The sequence below is a fragment of the Pseudomonas sp. VA159-2 genome, assembly GCF_024126635.1.
GTDB classification, from domain to species: domain Bacteria; phylum Pseudomonadota; class Gammaproteobacteria; order Pseudomonadales; family Pseudomonadaceae; genus Aquipseudomonas; species Aquipseudomonas muyukensis.
In genome coordinates this window covers 1-18119 of sequence record NZ_JAMYBV010000017.1, presented here as the reverse complement: position 1 = coordinate 18119, position 18119 = coordinate 1, and the positions used below count along the sequence as shown (strand labels likewise).

The window sequence follows — 18119 nt, the reverse complement described above, 5'->3', positions numbered from 1 at the left end:
TTTCATGGATGATGGCTCTTATCTACTGCCTGGCGACCCAGGACCCGGCCGTGGCCCTTGACCTCAGCGCGAACGAACAAGCCGGCAAACGCTTGTACCGGGAAGGCCAGTCCAGCAGCGACGCCCAACTCACCGCCCGGGTCGGCGCCAGCGACATCAGCGTGCCGGCCAGCGTGCTGCCTTGCGCCAGTTGCCATGGCAACGACGGCCGTGGCCGCAGCGAAGGCGGGGTGCGCCCGCCGAGCCTGGACTGGCAGCGCCTGGCGCTGGGCCAGGGCGAGCGCGAAAGCAATAGCCGGCGCTACCCGGCCTACAGCGACGCCAGCCTGGCGCGCGTCATCCGTACTGGCATCGACCCTGCCGGCAACCGCCTCGACCCGGCGATGCCGCGCTTCGAGCTGAGCCTGGCCGACCAGCGCAACCTCACGGCCTACCTCAAGCGCCTGGGCGAGGACCGTGATCCCGGGGTGCAAGAGAACAGCTTGCGCCTGGGCACCTTGCTGCCGCAGCAGGGGCCGCTGGCTGAGGCCGGGCGGGTGGTGCGCGCAGTGCTGGAGGATAGTGTCGAGCAACTGAACCAGCTGGGCGGCGTGCATGGCCGGCGCGTGCAACTGGTGGTGCAGGATCCGGGGTACGACCCGGTCAGCACCCAGCAGGCATTGCAGGCGCTGTTGCAACAACAGGTGTTCGCGCTGGTCGCGCCCGTGGCGCCGCTGCTCCAGACCCAGGCCCTGGAGCGCGCGGGCGTGCCGTTGATTGGCAGCACGCCTCGTACAGGCGGCGCCAGCCTGGTATTCGACCCCTTGCCCAGCGTGCCCGAACAGTTGCTCAGCGTTGCGCTGCATGCCCGCGAAACCTTGCGCCTGGAGAACCTGCAGATCGTCTATGCCGGAGCAGACCAGGCCGCCGACGCCGAGGCCTTGCGCCAGCGCCTGCAGCAGCTGGGGTGGTCGCCACCGCCGCCGCAAGAGACCGTCGGCACCCAGGCCCAGGGCGAGGCCATCGTCTTTGTTGGCCGAGCCCAGGCCTTCGCCGAACTGGCCGGGCGCTTGCAGGCCGTTGGGCGCACCCCCTATCTGTTCGCGGCCTCGGCGCAGGTGGCCAGTGCCCTGCCAGGTTTGCCGGCGCAGTGGTCGCAGCGGGTGTTCCTGGCTTACCCCTTCGTGCCCGGCGACTGGACCGCGCAGGGCAGGGCGGCCCTGGCCGGGATGCAGCGGCGCCAGGGGCTGGATGCCCGGCAAGCCTCGTTGCAGATCAGCACCTTGTGCGCCTGGCGGCTGCTGACGGAGGCGTTGCAGCAGGTTGGCCGCGATGCCAGCCGCGAGCAGTTGCTGGCGGCCCTGGAGCAGTTGCATGACGTCGACACCGGGCTCACCCCGTTGCTGGGGTTTGGCCCGGGGCGGCGCCAGGGCCTGGCAGGTGCCTATGTGGTGGCGGTCAGCTTGCCGGGGCCGCGGTTTGTCGAGGTGGCGCCGTATCGTGCACCGGCGCAGATGCCATGAACGAATCCAGGATCTGGCGCGGGGACGGGACGTCCCAGGGGTCGCCGGCAAAGCTGGCTTCTACGGGTTGGTAGCGAGGATGCGCTGATGAGAATGTTGCTTTGCCTGTTGCTGTTCGCCCAGCTGAGCTGCGCCGAGCAGCCGGTGGCGCGGGTCAACGGCGTGGAAATCGGCGTGCTGCGCCTGGAGCGCTACTTCAGCGACTACCTCCAGGCCCAGGGCCGGGCGCTGACCAGCATCCGCAACCCCACGCTGTACAAGCGCCTGCGCGACCAGGCGCTGGATGAGCTGATCGACAAGGAGCTGCTGTGGCAGGAGGCGCGGCGCCAGGGCATCGAGATCAGCGACGCGCAGGTCCAGGCCCAGGTGGCCGCACTGGAGGCGGCGTTCGCCAGCCCGGCGCTGTTCGAGCGGCGGTTGCAGGAGGCGGGCTTCGATCGGGCGGGCTTCGCTGACTACACTCGTCATGAACTGGCCGCACAGCAGGCCTATGCCCGGCTGACCGTCATCGCCGAGCCCAGTGCCGCCGAAGTCGCCGCCTTCCATGAGGCCAAAGGCCAAGCACTGCAAGCAAAGCAGAACCAAAGTGATAATACTTCTGTCTCAACTGAACACGGCCTGCGCCTGGCCAGGGATGCGCTTGTCGCGCAATTGCAGGCCCAGGCGCGGCAAGCGGCGCGCCAACGTTTGCGTGATTGGGCTACAGTGGAGCGCGCCGATTGAGGGGCCAGCCAAGGCGATTCCCCAGTGTTGGGGAATCGCCGCAGGGCAATGTGCCATCAGCTTCCCCGGTTGTGGGGACCCGACCGCTCGCGCGGCCCAAGGCGACAAATTAGTTTCAGCAATATCAGTGGTTTAACAGCGGTTTGCGATGATTTTCATGCCTGGCACGAAGCCTGCTCAAGCCTCTACAAGGCCGCACTTCGCAGACCGGGGAACCGGGCAGTTCAGGGGAGTGGACCTTGGTGAACAGAGTACTGGTAGTCGATGACGAACAGACCCTTGCACAGAACCTGCAGGCGTATTTGCAGGCGCAAGGCCTGGAGGTCCATCTCGCCCACGACGGTGCCGCAGGCATCGAACTGGCCACGAGCCTGGCACCGGACGTGATCGTGCTGGATTACCGCTTGCCCGACATGGAGGGATTTCAGGTCCTGGAGGCCGTGCGCAGCAACAGGCAGTGCCATTTCGTGCTGATCACCGCCCACCCGACCGCCGAGGTCCGTGAGCGGGCCGCCGAGCTTGGGGTGAGCCATGTCCTGTTCAAGCCGTTCCCGCTGATGGAACTGGCCCGCGCCGTCTTCGACCTGATGGGCATCGAGCGCCAGCGCAGGGCCACGGACCACCCCGCCGCGGGGTTCGTCGAGCGACGCCAGCACAGGAACGATTCGTTCCCCTTGCAGTTGTACGATGGCAGCTGGGTCCTGGCCGACCGCCGACGCAACGGTGGCAAGCCCGCCGAACCTGACGACGAACAACTGCTCACCGGGGAATAGCGGCGCCCAAGGCCACAGGCCTGCGGCGCCGCCCCTGAGCGGAGTCGCAGGCCATGTCCCAGGCATTCGATACAGATCCACTGGACCCAGCGCGAGGCTACCCCCGCGACCTCATCGCCCAGGCCCGCCAGCAAGCCGGCGAAGAGCGCCTGCTGGCCTGCCTGGAGCGCCTCTGCGGCGACACCCCGGCCACTTTCACCCAGCGCCTGGCGGTCACCCTGCATTACCCGATGCTCGCCACCCAGACCCTGTTCGCCTGCGCCCCGGCCTTTGACCGGGTCAGCCTGGCGCAATGCCTGAAGCGCGAGTTCGCCTTGGTCGAGCACGACGGCGCGCTGATCGGCGTGTTCGCCGACCCCTTCGACAGTGCCCGCCTGGCCTGGATTGACGACTGCCTGCAAGGCCTGCCGCTGTACCTGGCCCACGCCGCCGACCTGGCCACCTACCTTGCCCGCCATGAAGAAAGTTTCCACGCCGTCGAGGCCCTCGGCCAGGACAGCGAGGCCAGCACCGAGGCCGACCCGCTGCAACGCTTGTCGCTGACCAGCATCAGCGAGGACCAGAGCCGGGTGGTCAAGCTGGTCAACTCGACCCTCTACGACGCCCTCAAGCAGCACGCCAGCGATATCCACCTGGGCATGACCGGCCAGGGCCTGGTGATCAAGTACCGCATCGACGGCGTCCTCAACGCTGCCGGCAAGGCCAGCGGCAGCAGCTTTGCCGAACAGGTAATCTCGCGCATCAAGGTGATGGCCGAGCTGGATATCGGCGAGAAGCGCGTGCCCCAGGACGGCCGTTTCAAGGTGGCCATCGGCGAGCGCCAGATCGACTTTCGCGTATCGATCATGCCGAGCATCTTCGGCGAGGATGCGGTGCTGCGGGTGCTCGACAAGCAGGCGCTGTGCGACCAGGTCAGCGGCGTGCAGCTGCAGGCCCTGGGCTTCGAGGAGCAGACCCTGCGCGCGCTGCGTCGCCTGGCCGGCGAACCCTACGGCATGATCCTGGTCACCGGCCCCACTGGCAGCGGCAAGACCACCACCCTGTACGCCATGCTCAGCGAGATCAACCATGGCGTGGACAAGATCATCACCATCGAGGACCCGGTCGAGTACCAGCTGCCCGGCGTGCTGCAGATCCCGGTCAACGAGAAGAAGGGCCTGACCTTCGCCCGTGGCCTGCGCTCGATCCTGCGCCATGACCCGGACAAGATCCTGGTCGGCGAGATCCGCGACCCGGACACCGCGCAGATCGCCGTGCAATCGGCGCTCACCGGGCACCTGGTGTTCACCACCATCCACGCCAACAACGTCTTCGACGTGATCGGCCGTTTCAGCCAGATGCAGGTCGATCCCTACAGCTTCGTCTCGGCGCTCAACGCCGTGCTGGCCCAGCGCCTGGTGCGCCTGGCCTGCCCGCATTGCGCCCAGGCCTGCGAGGCGGACGACGAGCTGCTGGCTGCCTCGGGCCTTAGCCGCGAGGCGGTCGGCGGCTGGCAGCTGGTCCGCGCCCACGGCTGCGGCCAGTGCCGTGGCAGCGGTTACCGCGGGCGCTGCGCCATCGCCGAGCTGCTGCACCTGGACGACGATCTGCGGCAGATGATCGTCGAACGCCGCCCGCTCGGGCAGATCAAGCAGTTGGCCTGCCAGCGCGGCCTGCGCTTGCTGCGGGCCTCGGCCCTGGACCTGGTCCGCGCGGGCCGCACCACCTTGGAGGAGATCAACCGTGTCACATTTATCGCCTGACAAATACTGCGCCGTGCTCGGCGCCGAGAGTGTCGGCCTGGGGTGCTGGCACGCTCATCAACACCTGTGGCTGGGCAGCCGCGAGGTTGCCTGCGAGGCCGCCCAGCCGGCCTGGGCCCCGGCGTTGACCGCCCTGGGCGGCCTGCTGGCCGAGCAGCCGGTGCGCGGCGCGCCGTTGCAGGTGCTGCTCTCGGCGCGCTACAGCCGCTTCTGCCTGGTGCCCTGGAGCGATGCCATCGGTCATCCGCGCGAACTGCAGGCCTATGCCCGAGCCTGCTTCGAACACCTCTACGGCCAGGCCCTGGACGACTGGCGCATCGTGCTTTCGCCCGAGCCGGCGGGCGCCGCGCGCATCGCCACGGCGCTGCCCGAGGCCCTGCTGCAAGGCTTGCAGGCGCTAGGCCGGGACAACCAGCTGAGGCTGCGTTCGGTGCAGCCCTACCTGATGGCCGCCTACAACCGCTGCGCGGCGCAGTTGCAGCCGGGCGATTTTCTCTTCGTCCTCGCCGAACCGCGCCGCAGCGTGTTGCTGCTGGCCGCCGGCGGTGCCTGGCAGCAGGTGCTGGCCCAAGGCTGCGCCGACAACGACCAGGCCTTGCAGGCGCTGATCGAGCGCACCTGCGAGCTGTACGGCGCGCAACCACCGCGGGTGTACCTGCATGCCCCGGGCCGTGGCGCACACCCGGTTATCGGCGCGGTGCAGCTGTGCCCACCGGGCGCCGAGGCCGACCCGCTGTGCGCCATGTGGCGGGCGGTGGCCTGAGATGCGCCGCCTCGACCTGGAATTCCAGCCCCGCCACAGCGGCCCGGCAGCCTGGGCCCTGCTGGCCCTGGGCGGCGCCGCGCTGGCGGTGCTGGTACTGGCCCAGCAGCACCTGGTGAGCGAGCAGGCGGCCCTCGAAGGCCGCGTGCACCAGCTCGAACTCAAGCTCGGCCGGCGCCCGGCCACTGCCGCGCCGCAGAGCAGCGCGGTGCTCCGTCAGCAGGCCGAGCGCCTGGCCCAGATGCGCAGCGTCTCGTTGCAGCTGCAGCGGCCCTGGCAGCAGCTGTTCGCCATGCTCGAGGCCATGCCCCAGGAAGACGTGGCGCTGCTCAGCCTCACCCCCGACGCGCGCAAGGGCCAACTGCGGATCAGCGCCGAGGCTCGCAACCTCGAGGCGATGCTGCAGTACCACCAGCGCCTGGAGCGCAGCGAACAGCTCTCGGACGTGTCCTTGCTCAACCACGAAGTGCTGGCCGGGCAGGCCGAGCACCCGGTGCGCTTCAACCTCACCGCCACCTGGGAGACCGGCCATGCGCGTCCCTAGCCTGTTGCTCCATGAAGCCGTCCTGCGCCTGGGGCGGGCAGGGCTGGCCGCGCTGCTGGCCGGCCTGCTGGCCCTGGGCTTCGCCCTGGCCACGGTGCTGCCGCAGTGGCAGGCCGTGCGGGCGCTGCGCGCCGCCGAGGCCGACGCGACGGTGCAGCTTCAGCGCCTGGCGCGGGGCGAGCTGAAGGTCCAGGCCAAGCCCGAGCAGCAGGCCCTGGACGAGCTGCGCCAGCAACTGCCCGGCCAACCCGAGGCCAGCGAACTGATCGAGCGCCTGTACCACCTGGCCAGCGCCGAGCGCATCAGCCTGGCGCGCGGCGAATATGCCCTGGGCATCGACCCCAGGACACAGCTGGCGCGCTACCAGATCGTCCTGCCGGTGCGTGGCAGCTACCCGCAGATTCGCGGCTTCCTCAAGGGCTTGAGCGGCCAGTTGCCGACTCTGGTGCTCGAGGACCTGGAGCTGCAACGCAAGCGTATCGGCGACCGCGAACTCAGCGGCCGTGTCCGCATGACCCTTTACCTGTCGAGGTCGTGATGAACACTCAGCGTGCGGTGATGTGGGTCGGTTTCCTGGGCTTGAGCGCCGCGCTGGCCTGGGCGCCGGGGCACTGGTTCGGCGTGGCGGCGATTGCCCCGATCACGGGGCAAGCCCGCTCCCATGCGAAGCCCGTCAAGGTGGAAGCGGCCGTGCCCGGCGACGAGGCCGCCAGCCCTTCACGCGACCTGTTCCCCAGCCAGCAATGGACCGCACCGCAAACCCTGGCCACGGTCACCGAACAACCTGTACTCAGCGCACCCGCGCCCGTTGCCCCCAGTGCCCCGGCGCTGCCGTTCCAGTTCATCGGCCGCATGGGGGAGCGCGACGACCTGCAGGTCTTCCTGCAGAGCGGCGAAAAGCTCTACGTCGTGCGCCAGGGCGATGTGATCGACGACACCTACCGCCTCGACCGCGTCTCGGCCACCGAGCTGAGCCTGGTCTACCTGCCACTGCACCAGCCACAGACCTTGTCTGTCGGGAGCGCACCATGAAGCCTTCGAAGTCGTGCAAGCCTGCTCCATTCCTGCTCCTGGCCCTGTGCGCGGCGCTGGCCGCCTGCGGCTCCAGCGCCGTGCGCGAGGACGGCGAGGACCTGATCAAGGAAGGCCAGTACGAGGCCGGCATCGCCCGCCTGGAAGAGGCCCTGCGCGATGACCCGCGCAACACCGAGCTGAACATCGCCCTGGCCCACGGCCGGCAGACCGCGGTCGAAGCCTTGCTCGGCCAGGCCGACAGCGACCGCGGCCGCCACGACTTCGCCAGCGCGCGCATGGGCTATGGCCGGGTCCTGACCTTGGAGCCGAACAATCGCCGAGCCCTGGAAGGCATCCGCCAACTGGAGCTGCTGCGCACCCTCGACGAGCGCGTCGCCCTGGGCCAGGCGGCGCTGCGCCAGGGCGACTTGTTCGGCGCCGAGCGCTACATGCGCGAAGTGCTGCGCCTCGACCCGCAGAACCAGAAGGGCCAGACCCTGCGCAGCGACATCGAGAACGTCCAGGCGCGCACCGCCACGCCGTTCCCGCAGTTGCGCAGCAAGCTGGAGCGGCCGGTGACCCTGGAATTTCGCGACGCCAACCTGAAGACCATCTTCGAGGTGCTGGCCCAGGTCGCCGGGATCAACTTCATCTTCGACAAGGACCTGCGCCCGGACATCAAAGCCACCATCTTCGTGCGCGAGGTGCGCATCGAGGACGCCGTGGCGCTGCTGCTGGAGCAGAACCAGCTGCACCAGAAGATCGTCAACGACAACACCTTGCTGATCTACCCCGACTCGCCGCAAAAGACCAAGGACTACCAGGAACTGGTCATGCGCACCTTCTACCTGACCAGCATCGACGCCAATACCGCGCTGAACATGGTCAAGACCATGCTCAAGACCCGCGACGTGTTCGTCGACGAGCGCCTCAACACCCTGACCATGCGCGACACCCCCGACGCCGTGCGCATGGCCGAGAAGCTGCTGCAGTCCCAGGACCAGTCCAACCCCGAGGTGGTGCTGGAGGTGGAGGTGATGGAGGTGGCCCGTTCGCGCATCCTCGACCTCGGCCTGCAATGGCCGAACACCTTCGGCGTGATCAACAGCGACGGCACCCCGGTGGGTGTGCTCGACCAGCTGCGCGGCATCAACTCCGGGCGCATCTCCATCGCCCCGGCGCCCCAGGCCAAGATCAACGCCCAGGACAAGGACATCAACACCCTGGCCAGCCCGGTGATCCGCGTCAGCAACCGTGAGCAGGCGCGCATCCACATTGGCCAGCGGGTGCCGATCATCAGCGCCACTTCGGTACCGTCGACCCAGGGCCCGGTGATCACCGAGAGCGTCACCTACCTCGACGTCGGCCTGAAGCTCGAGGTGCAGCCCACCGTGCACCTGAACAACGAAGTGGCGATCAAGGTGGCGCTGGAAGTGAGCAACGCCACGCCCCTGGAGCCGACCCGCCAGGGCACCATCCCGGTGCAGGTGGACACCCGCAACGCCCAGACCAGCCTGCGCCTGCACGATGGCGAGACCCAGGTACTGGCGGGCCTGGTGCGCAACGACAAGACCGGCAGCGGCAACAAGATCCCCGGCCTTGGCGACATTCCCGGCCTGGGCCGGCTGTTCGGCAGCAACCATGACGAGAACAGCAAGTCCGAGCTGGTCCTGGCGATCACCCCGCGCATCGTGCGCAACCTGCCGTACCAGAGCCCCTCGGACATGGAGTTCGCCACCGGCACCGAATCGAGCCTGCAGGTGCGCCAGCCGGCCCAGCCGCTGCCCAGCGGCGCCGTGCCGACCGACGCGCCCAGCCCGGAAACCGACGCCGTGCCGGCGGTCCAGGGCCAGATGGCGGTGGTGCCCAGCGAGCGGAGCCCACGGCCATGAACCGCCGCCAGCATGGCTTCAGCCTGATCGAGGTGGTGCTGACCCTGGCGCTGCTCGGGCTGTTGGCCAGCATGGCCGCGCCGCTGACCGAGACCGTGGTGCGCCGGGGCAAGGAGCAGCAGCTGCGCGAGGCGCTGTACCAGATCCGCGACGCCATCGACGCCTACAAGCGCGCCTTCGACGCCGGCTATATCGAAAAACGCCTGAACGCCAGCGGCTACCCGCCGAACCTGCAGGTGCTGGTGGACGGCGTGCGCGATGTGCGCAGCGCCAAGGGCGCGAAGTTCTACTTCCTGCGGCGCATCCCCCACGACCCGCTGCGCGCGGCCAAGGCCGACGACCAGGGCGGCTGGGGCCTGCGCGCCTACGACAGCGCCGCGGACAACCCGCGCGAAGGCGAGGATGTGTTCGACGTGTACTCCCAGGCCCCGGGCAAGGGCCTGAACAACATCCCCTATGGGCAATGGTGACGGCGATGAAACCGAGCAAGGGCTTCACCCTCATCGAACTGCTGGTGGTCATGGCCATCATCGCCACCCTGATGACCATCGCCCTGCCGCGCTACTTCAACAGCCTCGAGGCCTCCCGCGAGGCCACCCTGCGCCAGAGCCTGGCGGTGCTGCGCGAGGCCCTGGACCATTACTACGGCGACACCGGGCGCTACCCCGATTCCCTCGAGCAACTGGTGGAGCAACGCTACCTGCGCAGCGCGCCGCTGGACCCGATCAGCGAGCGCCGCGACGCCTGGCAGCTGGTGCCACCGCCCGAAGGCGTGGCCGGTGGCGTCGCCGACATCAAGAGCGGGGCTACAGGGAGGGCGCGTGATGGCAGCCTCTATGCCGAGTGGTGAACGTGGCTTCACCTACCTGGGGGTGCTGTTGCTGATCGCGGTCAGCAGCGTGGCCCTGGCCGCCAGCGGCACCTTGTGGAGCACCTGCGTGCAGCGCGAGCACGAGCGCCAGCTGCTGTGGGTCGGCGGCCAGTACGCCCAGGCCCTGCGCAGCTTCTATCGCGCCTCCCCTGGGCTGGCCCAGTACCCGCAGGCGCTGGCCGAACTGCTCGAGGACAACCGCTTCCCGTCGCCGCAACGGCACCTGCGTCGGCTGTACCCCGACCCGGTCACCGGCAGTGACGACTGGGGCCTGCTGCGCGCGGTCGATGGCCGCATCACCGGCGTGTACAGCCGCTCCGACGCCACGCCGCTCAAGCGCAGCGGCTTCGACGCCCAGTGGAGCGCGTTCGAAGGCCTGCAGCGCTACAGCGACTGGCAGTTCGTGGCCGAGCAGGCATTCGCCGAGAGCGCCAGCGGCGCCCGCAGCCATGCAGGCTCAGGAGATGCGCCATGAAGCGCCTGGCGGCCATGGCCTGCCTGTGCCTGGCCCTGGCGCAGGCACAGGTTTACGCCGGCGACGAGGACGAGATGATGGGGTTCATCGTCGACAACACCATCTCGCACATCGGTCACGACTTCTACTACGCCTTCAGCGACCGGCTGCGCGCCACCAGCCGGCTCGACTTCAACCTGGTGGTGCGCGAGCGCCCGGATGCCCGCTGGGGCAGCCTGGTGACGGTGGAGTACGAACGCGAGGTGGTGTACCGGCGCTTCCTGCCGCCGAACACCACGCAACTCAATGACGAGGCCGTCGAGGCCGCCGACCTGGTCCGCCAGCAGATTATCCAGCGCAAGTTGCAACGGCTGCTGCAGGACACAACCGATCTGGAGAGGGACGAGCTATGAGCCACCACATACCCCTGCGAGTCGCCGCCTGCCTGCTGGCCGCCAGCCTCGGTTACCAGGCCCTGGCCACGGAGCTGGTATACACCCCGGTCAACCCGGCCTTCGGCGGCAACCCGCTCAACGGCACCTGGCTGCTGAATAACGCCCAGGCGCAGAACGACCATGACGATCCCGACCTCAAGGACCGCAGCTCCGCGTTCGCCACTACCAGCGCCCTGGAGCGCTTCAGCAACCAGCTTGAATCGCGGCTGCTGGGGCAACTGCTGGACAACATTGGCAACGGCCAGGGCGGCAGCATGGCCACCGATGCCTTTCTCATCGATGTGATCGACGACTCCGGTGCCTTGAGCATCCGGGTCACCGACCGCGCCACCGGGCAAGTCTCGATCATCGACGTGAGCGGCCTGAACCCCTGAGAGGGACGGCCATTTCCAAGGGGAGAGAACACCATGAAACGTCTGCTGAGCACACTGCTGATCCTCGCCGCCCTGCAAGGCTGCGGCCTGCGCGAGCCGATGCCGGCCGAACAGGACAGCCAGACCCCAACCCTGACGCCGCGCGCCTCGACCTACTACGACCTGATCAACATGCCCAGGCCGCGGGGGCGGTTGATGGCGGTGGTGTATGGTTTCCGCGACCAGACCGGGCAGTACAAGCCGACCCCGGCCAGCTCGTTTTCCACCAGCGTCACCCAAGGCGCCGCCAGCATGCTGATGGACGCGCTCAATGCCAGTGGCTGGTTCGTGGTGCTGGAGCGCGAAGGCCTGCAGAACCTGCTGACCGAGCGCAAGATCATCCGCGCCTCGCAGAAAAAGCCCGACGTGGCCGAGAATATCCAGGGCGAGCTGCCGCCGCTGCAGGCCGCCAACCTGATGCTCGAGGGCGGCATCATCGCCTACGACACCAATGTGCGCAGTGGCGGCGAGGGCGCGCGCTACCTGGGCATCGACCTGTCCCGCGAGTACCGGGTCGACCAGGTCACGGTCAACCTGCGGGCGGTGGATGTACGCACCGGGCAGGTGCTGGCCAACGTCATGACCAGCAAGACCATCTACTCGGTGGGCCGCAGCGCCGGGGTGTTCAAGTTCATCGAGTTCAAGAAGCTGCTCGAGGCCGAGGTGGGCTACACCACCAACGAGCCGGCGCAGCTCTGCGTGCTGTCGGCGATCGAGGCGGCGGTGGGGCATCTGCTGGCCCAGGGTATCGAGCGGCGCCTGTGGCAGGTGGCCGGGGAGGGCGACAAGGCGCTGCTGGACAAGTATCTGAGCCAGTATCAGCAGCCATGAAGGCGCCGGCTTGAGGATACGGCCCTGTAGGCGCCGGCCTGGCCGGCGAATAGCGGCGCAGCCGCTGCCATTTCCGCCCCCCTGCAAGGCCGGCGCCTGATGGGGTGGATTTCAGGGCTTGCCGGTGGGGCGATTGTCTCCGATGCGTTTGCCTGCAAGCGTAGCCACTTGCAGCGCCTGGCCATCTCGCTGCTTACCCTGGCGGGCCTGCCCGACCAGCTCGGGGATCAGGGGCCCTTCCGGGAGGTGGCGCCAGAACCGCCCCGGCAGATGCTGGCGCAGGGCACCGGGGTTGAGCCGCGCCGGATTGAAGATGTGCCGATAATAAGTGCGCCACAACTCGGCCCCAGGGTCGTCGGCATTGCGCGCCCATTGGCGCCACTGATCTGGACAGCGTCGGCGGTAGTCCAGGGTCTGGCCATCGTAGCGCACCGCATCGCGTGGCGTGGCGATCAGCCAGCGCAGCCGCCCCAGGCGCTCGGCAAAATGGCCGCAGGCACAGTCGAGGATGGCGTGCGCGGGCTCGTGGTAGGCGACCAGGTCCAGCTGCAGCGTATCGGCCAATGGCGCTGGCAGCGGCACGAAGCGCACGAAGGCATGCAGGTGGTGGGCCTCGCGGCTGACCTGCTTGATCCGCCTGTGCAGCTCGCTGCCCAGCCGGTCGCCGGCCAGCATTGCGCTGCGGTCGCCATGGGCGACCCGCCAGAGCACCTCGTACAATAGATTCCAGCGTTGCTCGCCGCGAAAGCGTGACGCCTGCTCGAGCTGATCGAGCAAGGTGGCGGGCACCTGGGCACGGAATGGCCCTGGGGAGGTGGGCAATGGCGTGGGCACTGCCAGCAGGTCGTCCATGGGGCCATGGTTCCAGGTGACTTCTGCTGGATCGAAGCCATGGCTGAGCAGGTGCCGAGCCTGGCTGCGCCAGGTCCTGAAGTCATCGCCGCAGTCGAGCGCGATCATGCCCAGAGCCCCAATTGCATCGGGGCCCGAGGCTCGCGCAGTCGCGCCCGCAACAGGCCGCTGCGCAGCTCGGCCTGGGCCGGTCGATAATCGCTGGTGATCACGAAGGGCCGGGCTTTTTCCAGCACGCAACGCAGTTGGATCAGGTCGTCATAGCGGATGCGCCGCTCGCGGCGCAGGGCGACCATGCGCTGCACGCTGCGCAGCCCGATGCCGGGGATACGCGCCAGCAATGCAGGTTCGGCGCGATTGACATCCAGTGGGAAAACCTCGCGGTTGGCCAGTGCCCACGCCAGCTTGGGGTCGATGTCCAAGGCCAGGTTACCGACCTCGCCCAGCAGCTCGCCGGCCTTGTAGCCATAGCCGCGCAACAGGAAGTCGGCCTGGTACAGGCGGTGCTCGCGCAGCAGTGGCGGCGCCGCCAGCGGCACGCTAGCCGGGCTCTCGGGGATCGGGCTGAAGGCTGAGTAGTAGACGCGCTTGAGGCCATAGCCTTGGTAAAGCGACTCGGCGTTGCGTAGCAAGGTGCTGTCGTCGGTGGCGTCGGCCCCCACAATCACTTGAGTGCTCTGCCCGGCGGGGGTGAAGCGCGGGGCGTGCGGCTCATGGGCCACGGCTTGCAGCCCCTGGTGGATCACGCCCATGGCCTGGCGGATGGTGCTGGCGCGCTTCTCTGGCGCCAGGCGTCGCAGGCTGGCATCGGTCGGCAGCTCGATATTCACGCTCAGCCGGTCGGCCAGGTACCCCGCTTGCTCGATCAGCAGCGGGTCGGCATCGGGGATGGTCTTGAGGTGGATATAGCCGCGAAAGTTATGCTCCTCCCGCAGCAGGCGGGCGACACGGATCAGTTGCTCCATGGTGTAGTCCGCCGAGCGGATGATGCCCGAGCTCAGGAACAGCCCGCTGATGCAGTTGCGCCGATAGAAGTCCAGGGTCAGGCGCACCACCTCCTCGGGGCTGAAGCGCGCACGCGGTACATTGCTGGAGCGGCGGTTGACACAGTATTGGCAGTCGTACAGGCAAAAGTTGGTCAGCAGCACCTTGAGCAGCGACACGCACCGGCCATCGGGCGTGTAGCTATGGCAGATGCCCATGCCATCGGTGGCGCCCAGGCCGTCGCGGCCGCGCGAGCTGCGCTTTGGCGCACCACTGCTGGCGCAGGACGCGTCGTACTTGGCGGCATCGGCGAGGATGCCGAGCTTGGCGATCAGTTGCATGCTGTTGGCTCAAGAGTACTGAATATTCATACAGTATTTCTAGAATCGGCCGATGGCAAGCTCGAAATTCATGGAGGCAGGTGCGCTCATGGGGTGCGCCGCCCAGGCAGTGCGCCGCTGACCAACTGCCTGGCAGTCTGCTTGATGATGCCTGCGCGATCCGGGTCTTGCAGCAACGCGCCGGCGAACTGCCTGGCCTGCTTGAGCGAAATATGCGGTGGCAGCGGTGGCACGTCAGGGTCGGTGCGAAAGTCGATAACCACCGGCACATCGCTGGCCAATGCCTGCTCCCAGGCAGGGGCGACGTCTTCTTCGCGCTCGACATAGAGGCCCTTGAGCCCGATGGATATGGCGAACAGGTGGTAGGGCACGTCGGGTAGCGCCTGGCTGGCGAGGTATTTCGGGTCGCCTTCCATCACCCGCTGCTCCCAGGTCACCTGGTTGAGGTCCTGATTGTTGAACACCGCGCAGACCCAGCGACCGTTGCCCCATTGGCGCCAGTACTTGGCCACGGTGATCAGTTCGGCCAGGTTGTTCATCTGCATCGCGCCGTCGCCCACCAGCGCCACCACGCTACGTTCGGGATGGGCGAACTTGGCGGCGATGGCATAGGGTACCGCGGCGCCCATCGAGGCCAGGCCACCAGACAGCGAGCACATCATGCCTGGCTGTATGTGCAGGTCGCGGGCGAACCAGTTGGCGCACGAGCCCGAGTCGCTGGTGATGATGGCGTTGCTCGGCAGGCGCGGGGACAGCTCATGCACCACCCGCTGCGGATTGATCGGGCTGGCCTTGGCCAGCGCGCGTTTGCCCAGTTTGGCGTCCCAGGCCTGGCGCCAGCGTTCGATCCTGTTGCGCCAGGTGCGCCGGGGCTTGTGTTCGACCAGCGGCAGTAGCGCGGCCAGGGTGTCGGCGGCATCGCCTACCAGGTTGATCTCCATCGGGTAGCGCAGGCTGAGCATGTCTGGGGCGATGTCGATTTGCACACCACGCGCTTGGCCTTCCTTGGGCAGGAACTCGGCATAGGGGAAGCCTGAACCGATCATCAGCAGGGTGTCGCATTCGGCCATCAACTTGAGACTGGGTTCGGTGCCCAGCAGGCCGATGCAGCCGGTGACCCAGGGCAGGTTGTCTGGCAGCACGGCCTTGCCCAGGAGTGCCTTGGCCACGCCAGCGCCGAGCTTTTCGGCCAGCGCCTGGACCTGCTCACGCGCGCCAAGGGCGCCGGCACCGACCAGTATCGCCACTTTTTCGCCTGCGTTGAGCAGTTGCGCGGCCCTGGCCAGGTCCGGCTCATGGGGTACCACGCGGGGCCGGCTGAACCCGATGCCTGAATGCAACGTGCCATGGGTTCTGGTGGGGGCCTCGTAGGGCTGTTCCTGCAGGTCGTTGGGCAATATCAGGGCGGTAACCCGGCGCTCGCCCAAGGCGGTGCGCACGGCGCGGTCCACCAGGTGCCGTACTTGCCCGGGGGTCGAGGCTTGCTGCACATAGGCACCGGCGACATCCTTGAACATCGATACCAGGTCGAGCTCCTGCTGGTAGTGGCCGCCGAGGGCGCCGCGGGCCTGCTGGCCGACAATGGCCAGCACTGGCATGTGGTCCAGGCGGGCGTCGTACAGGCCGGTCAGCAGATGCGAGGCGCCTGGCCCCGAGGTGGCGATGCACACGCCAAGTTCCCCGCTGAACTTGGCGTGTGCGCTGGCCATGAAGGCCGCCATTTCCTCATGGCGGCACTGGATGAACTCGATCTTGCCAGAACGGCGCAAGGCTCCGAATACACCGTTGATGCCGTCGCCAGGATACCCGTAGATACGCTTGACGCCCCACTGTGAGAGGCGTTCCACCAGAAAATCGCCGACTGTGCTTGTCATGTGCATGCCTCGTTCGCGAACGGTTTCAGGGTCCGACTGATGGCGGGTGACAGGCGTTCATATTGATTCACTCACCATGCTTGAGCATTTCAGTCAGCTAAGCTTGCCCCAGTTAGGCTTCAAGGACCCGCGCAGGTGAGGACGCAGCACATGAATATCTCGTACAAGAGCAAATGGGCGCTGGCCGGCCTGGCCCTGGCCCTGGGGTTGCATGCCCAGGCTGCCGAGAGCAAGCGCGTGGACGTGCTGCTGGTGGGCGGCGGCATCATGAGTTCCACCCTGGCGGTCTGGCTCAACGAGCTGGAACCGAGTTGGTCGATGCAGATGGTCGAGCGCCTGGACAAGGTCGCCGAAGAGAGCTCCAACGGCTGGAACAACGCCGGTACCGGCCACTCGGCCCTGGCCGAACTCAACTACACGCCGGAGAAGGACGGCAAGATCGACATCAGCAAGGCGGTGGAGATCAACGAGTCGTTTCAGGTGACGCGGCAGTTTCTCGCCTGGCAGGTCAAGCAGGGGGTGCTGCAGAACCCGCGCTCGTTCATCAATACCACGCCGCACATGAGCTTTGTCTGGGGCGACGACAACATCAGCTTCCTCAAGCGCCGCTACCAGGCGTTGCAGGCCAGCCCGCTGTTCAAGCCGATGCAGTATTCCGAAGACCCGGCGCAGATCGCCAAGTGGGTGCCGCTGATGATGGAAGGGCGCGACCCCAAGCAGAAACTCGCGGTCACCTGGACGCCGATCGGCACCGACGTCAACTTCGGAGAGATCACCCGCCAATACGTCGGCTACCTGCAGACCCGGCCGAACTTCGACCTCAAGCTGTCCAGCGAGGTCGAGGCCATCACCCGCAACGACGATGGCAGTTGGCATGTGCAGTACAAGAACCTCAAGGACGGCAGCAGCGCCGCCACCGATGCCAAGTTCCTGTTCATCGGCGCCGGCGGCGCGGCGTTGACGCTGCTGCAGAAGTCGGGGATCGACGAGGCCAAGGACTATGCCGGCTTCCCGGTGGGGGGCTCGTTCCTGGTTACCGACAACCCGGCCATCGCCCAGCGGCACATGGCCAAGGCCTATGGCATCGCCGCCACCGGCGCGCCGCCGATGTCGGTGCCGCACCTGGACACCCGGGTGCTCGATGGCAAGCGCATGATCCTGTTCGGGCCGTTCGCCACGTTCTCCACCAAGTTCCTCAAGGAGGGTTCGCTGCTCGACCTGTTCGCCAGCATGTCGCTGCACAACACCTGGCCGATGGTGCGGGTCGGGGTGCGTGAATTCGACCTGGTGCAGTACCTGGTTGGCCAGGTGTTGCAATCGGACGATGACCGTTTCGCCGCCTTGCAGACCTACTTTCCCGAGGCCAGGAAGGAGGATTGGCGCTTGTGGCAGGCTGGGCAGCGGGTGCAGATCATCAAGAAGGACGAGAACCTGGGTGGGGTGCTGAAGTTGGGCACCGAGATCGTCACCGCCAAGGACGGCAGCATCGCCGGCTTGCTCGGCGCCTCGCCGGGGGCCTCGACCGCGCCGCCGATCATGCTCGACTTGCTGGGCAAGGTATTCAAGGACAAGTTGGCCACGCCGCAGTGGCAGGCTAAGGTCAGGCAGATCATTCCGTCCTACGGGATCAAGTTGAACGAGCATCCGCAGAAGGTTCAGGAGGAGTGGGCTTATACCAGCGAGGTGTTGCAACTGGCGCCGGCCAGTGAGGTGGCGGGGCAGTAGCTGGGGGGGATGTTCGCTGCTGCCGGGAGGTGGGGTGGCATCCCTTCTTTTTGGGTGTTTGTTTCGCTATTCTTTGTATGGCGTTGATTGTTGTATTGGCGGGTAGGGCTTCAATAGGTTATGGTTTTTGAAGTCAAAGTCAAAGTCAAAGTCAAAGTCAAAGTCAAAGTCAAAGTCAAAGTCAAAGTCAAAGTCAAAGTCAAAGTCAAAGACGGTCGGTGTAGGTATTCACAGATGTAAGCGCATTCATTTGCTATATCGACGCTTAGTCACCTTTCCGCCCTTACGGCCATCCCTTTCAAGGTCTTTTGGTTTTAGCGGCCTTGATGACCCGATCGGTTGAAACATGTGCATGCACTGCCGTGC

The 18119-nt window shown here is 67.0% G+C and carries 19 protein-coding genes; 16 read left to right on the top strand and 3 right to left on the bottom strand.

Features of this window, described 5'->3' with window-relative positions; all coding sequences use genetic code 11:
• Positions 1–11: 11 nt before the first annotated feature.
• The 15 genes from NJG22_RS17005 to NJG22_RS16935 all read left to right on the top strand — a co-directional run bounded on the left by NJG22_RS17005 (position 12) and on the right by NJG22_RS16935 (position 11977).
• A complete protein-coding gene (locus NJG22_RS17005) occupies positions 12–1502 on the top strand; it encodes an ABC transporter substrate-binding protein (RefSeq protein ID WP_253096280.1) in 1491 nt (496 codons plus the stop codon).
• Between the two features lie 87 nt (positions 1503–1589).
• Positions 1590–2225, top strand: coding sequence for a SurA N-terminal domain-containing protein (locus tag NJG22_RS17000; RefSeq protein ID WP_253096150.1), 636 nt, complete (start codon positions 1590–1592; stop codon positions 2223–2225).
• Positions 2226–2464: 239 nt separating this feature from the next.
• Complete coding sequence (locus tag NJG22_RS16995; protein ID WP_253096148.1) at positions 2465–2998, top strand: response regulator; 534 nt, start codon at positions 2465–2467, stop codon at positions 2996–2998.
• A 53-nt stretch (positions 2999–3051) separates the two neighbouring features.
• A complete protein-coding gene (locus NJG22_RS16990; protein WP_253096146.1) occupies positions 3052–4740 on the top strand; it encodes a GspE/PulE family protein in 1689 nt (562 codons plus the stop codon).
• Complete coding sequence (locus NJG22_RS16985; RefSeq protein WP_253096144.1) at positions 4721–5503, top strand: hypothetical protein; 783 nt, start codon at positions 4721–4723, stop codon at positions 5501–5503. The genes NJG22_RS16990 and NJG22_RS16985 overlap by 20 nt, the downstream gene beginning before the upstream one ends.
• A gap of 1 nt (position 5504) precedes the next feature.
• Entirely contained in the window at positions 5505–6047 is a 543-nt protein-coding gene (locus NJG22_RS16980) for a PilN domain-containing protein (RefSeq protein WP_253096142.1), read from the top strand.
• Positions 6034–6585 (top strand): type 4a pilus biogenesis protein PilO, encoded by a 552-nt coding sequence (gene pilO / locus NJG22_RS16975; RefSeq protein WP_253096140.1) that lies wholly within the window; start codon positions 6034–6036, stop codon positions 6583–6585. Before NJG22_RS16980 ends, pilO begins: the two co-directional genes overlap by 14 nt.
• The gene (locus NJG22_RS16970; RefSeq protein ID WP_253096137.1) at positions 6585–7079 is read left to right on the top strand and encodes a hypothetical protein; all 495 of its coding nucleotides are present in this window, start codon (positions 6585–6587) and stop codon (positions 7077–7079) included. Before pilO ends, NJG22_RS16970 begins: the two co-directional genes overlap by 1 nt.
• Positions 7076–8953: a secretin N-terminal domain-containing protein gene (locus NJG22_RS16965; protein ID WP_253096135.1), complete on the top strand. Its 1878-nt coding sequence runs from the start codon at positions 7076–7078 to the stop codon at positions 8951–8953. The genes NJG22_RS16970 and NJG22_RS16965 overlap by 4 nt, the downstream gene beginning before the upstream one ends.
• Positions 8950–9423, top strand: a complete 474-nt coding sequence (locus tag NJG22_RS16960; RefSeq protein WP_253096133.1) for a type II secretion system protein — start codon at positions 8950–8952, stop codon at positions 9421–9423. Before NJG22_RS16965 ends, NJG22_RS16960 begins: the two co-directional genes overlap by 4 nt.
• Before the next feature lie 5 nt (positions 9424–9428).
• Positions 9429–9803, top strand: a complete 375-nt coding sequence (locus tag NJG22_RS16955) for a type II secretion system protein (RefSeq protein WP_217848011.1) — start codon at positions 9429–9431, stop codon at positions 9801–9803.
• Positions 9778–10299: a type II secretion system protein gene (locus NJG22_RS16950; RefSeq protein WP_253096132.1), complete on the top strand. Its 522-nt coding sequence runs from the start codon at positions 9778–9780 to the stop codon at positions 10297–10299. Before NJG22_RS16955 ends, NJG22_RS16950 begins: the two co-directional genes overlap by 26 nt.
• The gene (gene csgE, locus NJG22_RS16945) at positions 10296–10691 is read left to right on the top strand and encodes a curli production assembly/transport protein CsgE (RefSeq protein ID WP_217848009.1); all 396 of its coding nucleotides are present in this window, start codon (positions 10296–10298) and stop codon (positions 10689–10691) included. The genes NJG22_RS16950 and csgE overlap by 4 nt, the downstream gene beginning before the upstream one ends.
• On the top strand, positions 10688–11107 hold the full coding sequence (locus NJG22_RS16940) for a curli assembly protein CsgF (protein ID WP_253096130.1): 420 nt from the start codon (positions 10688–10690) through the stop codon (positions 11105–11107). Before csgE ends, NJG22_RS16940 begins: the two co-directional genes overlap by 4 nt.
• Positions 11108–11140: 33 nt before the next feature.
• Positions 11141–11977 carry a CsgG/HfaB family protein gene (locus NJG22_RS16935; RefSeq protein ID WP_253096128.1) on the top strand — a complete coding sequence of 279 codons (837 nt, stop codon included), beginning with the start codon at positions 11141–11143 and terminating at the stop codon, positions 11975–11977.
• A 111-nt stretch (positions 11978–12088) separates the two neighbouring features.
• On the opposite strand, the gene NJG22_RS16930 is transcribed toward NJG22_RS16935, so the two are convergent.
• From NJG22_RS16930 to NJG22_RS16920, 3 genes are all read right to left on the bottom strand, one after another.
• Positions 12089–12943, bottom strand: a complete 855-nt coding sequence (locus NJG22_RS16930; RefSeq protein ID WP_253096278.1) for a TIGR03915 family putative DNA repair protein — start codon at positions 12941–12943, stop codon at positions 12089–12091.
• A complete protein-coding gene (locus NJG22_RS16925; RefSeq protein ID WP_253096126.1) occupies positions 12934–14154 on the bottom strand; it encodes a putative DNA modification/repair radical SAM protein in 1221 nt (406 codons plus the stop codon). The genes NJG22_RS16930 and NJG22_RS16925 overlap by 10 nt, the downstream gene beginning before the upstream one ends.
• Positions 14155–14240: 86 nt before the next feature.
• Positions 14241–16028 (bottom strand): thiamine pyrophosphate-requiring protein, encoded by a 1788-nt coding sequence (locus NJG22_RS16920; RefSeq protein WP_253096124.1) that lies wholly within the window; start codon positions 16026–16028, stop codon positions 14241–14243.
• 150 nt (positions 16029–16178) lie between these two features.
• Here NJG22_RS16920 and mqo point away from each other — a divergent pair, with 150 nt between their 5' ends.
• Positions 16179–17753, top strand: a complete 1575-nt coding sequence (gene mqo, locus NJG22_RS16915) for a malate dehydrogenase (quinone) (RefSeq protein ID WP_253096121.1) — start codon at positions 16179–16181, stop codon at positions 17751–17753.
• Positions 17754–18119: the final 366 nt, after the last annotated feature.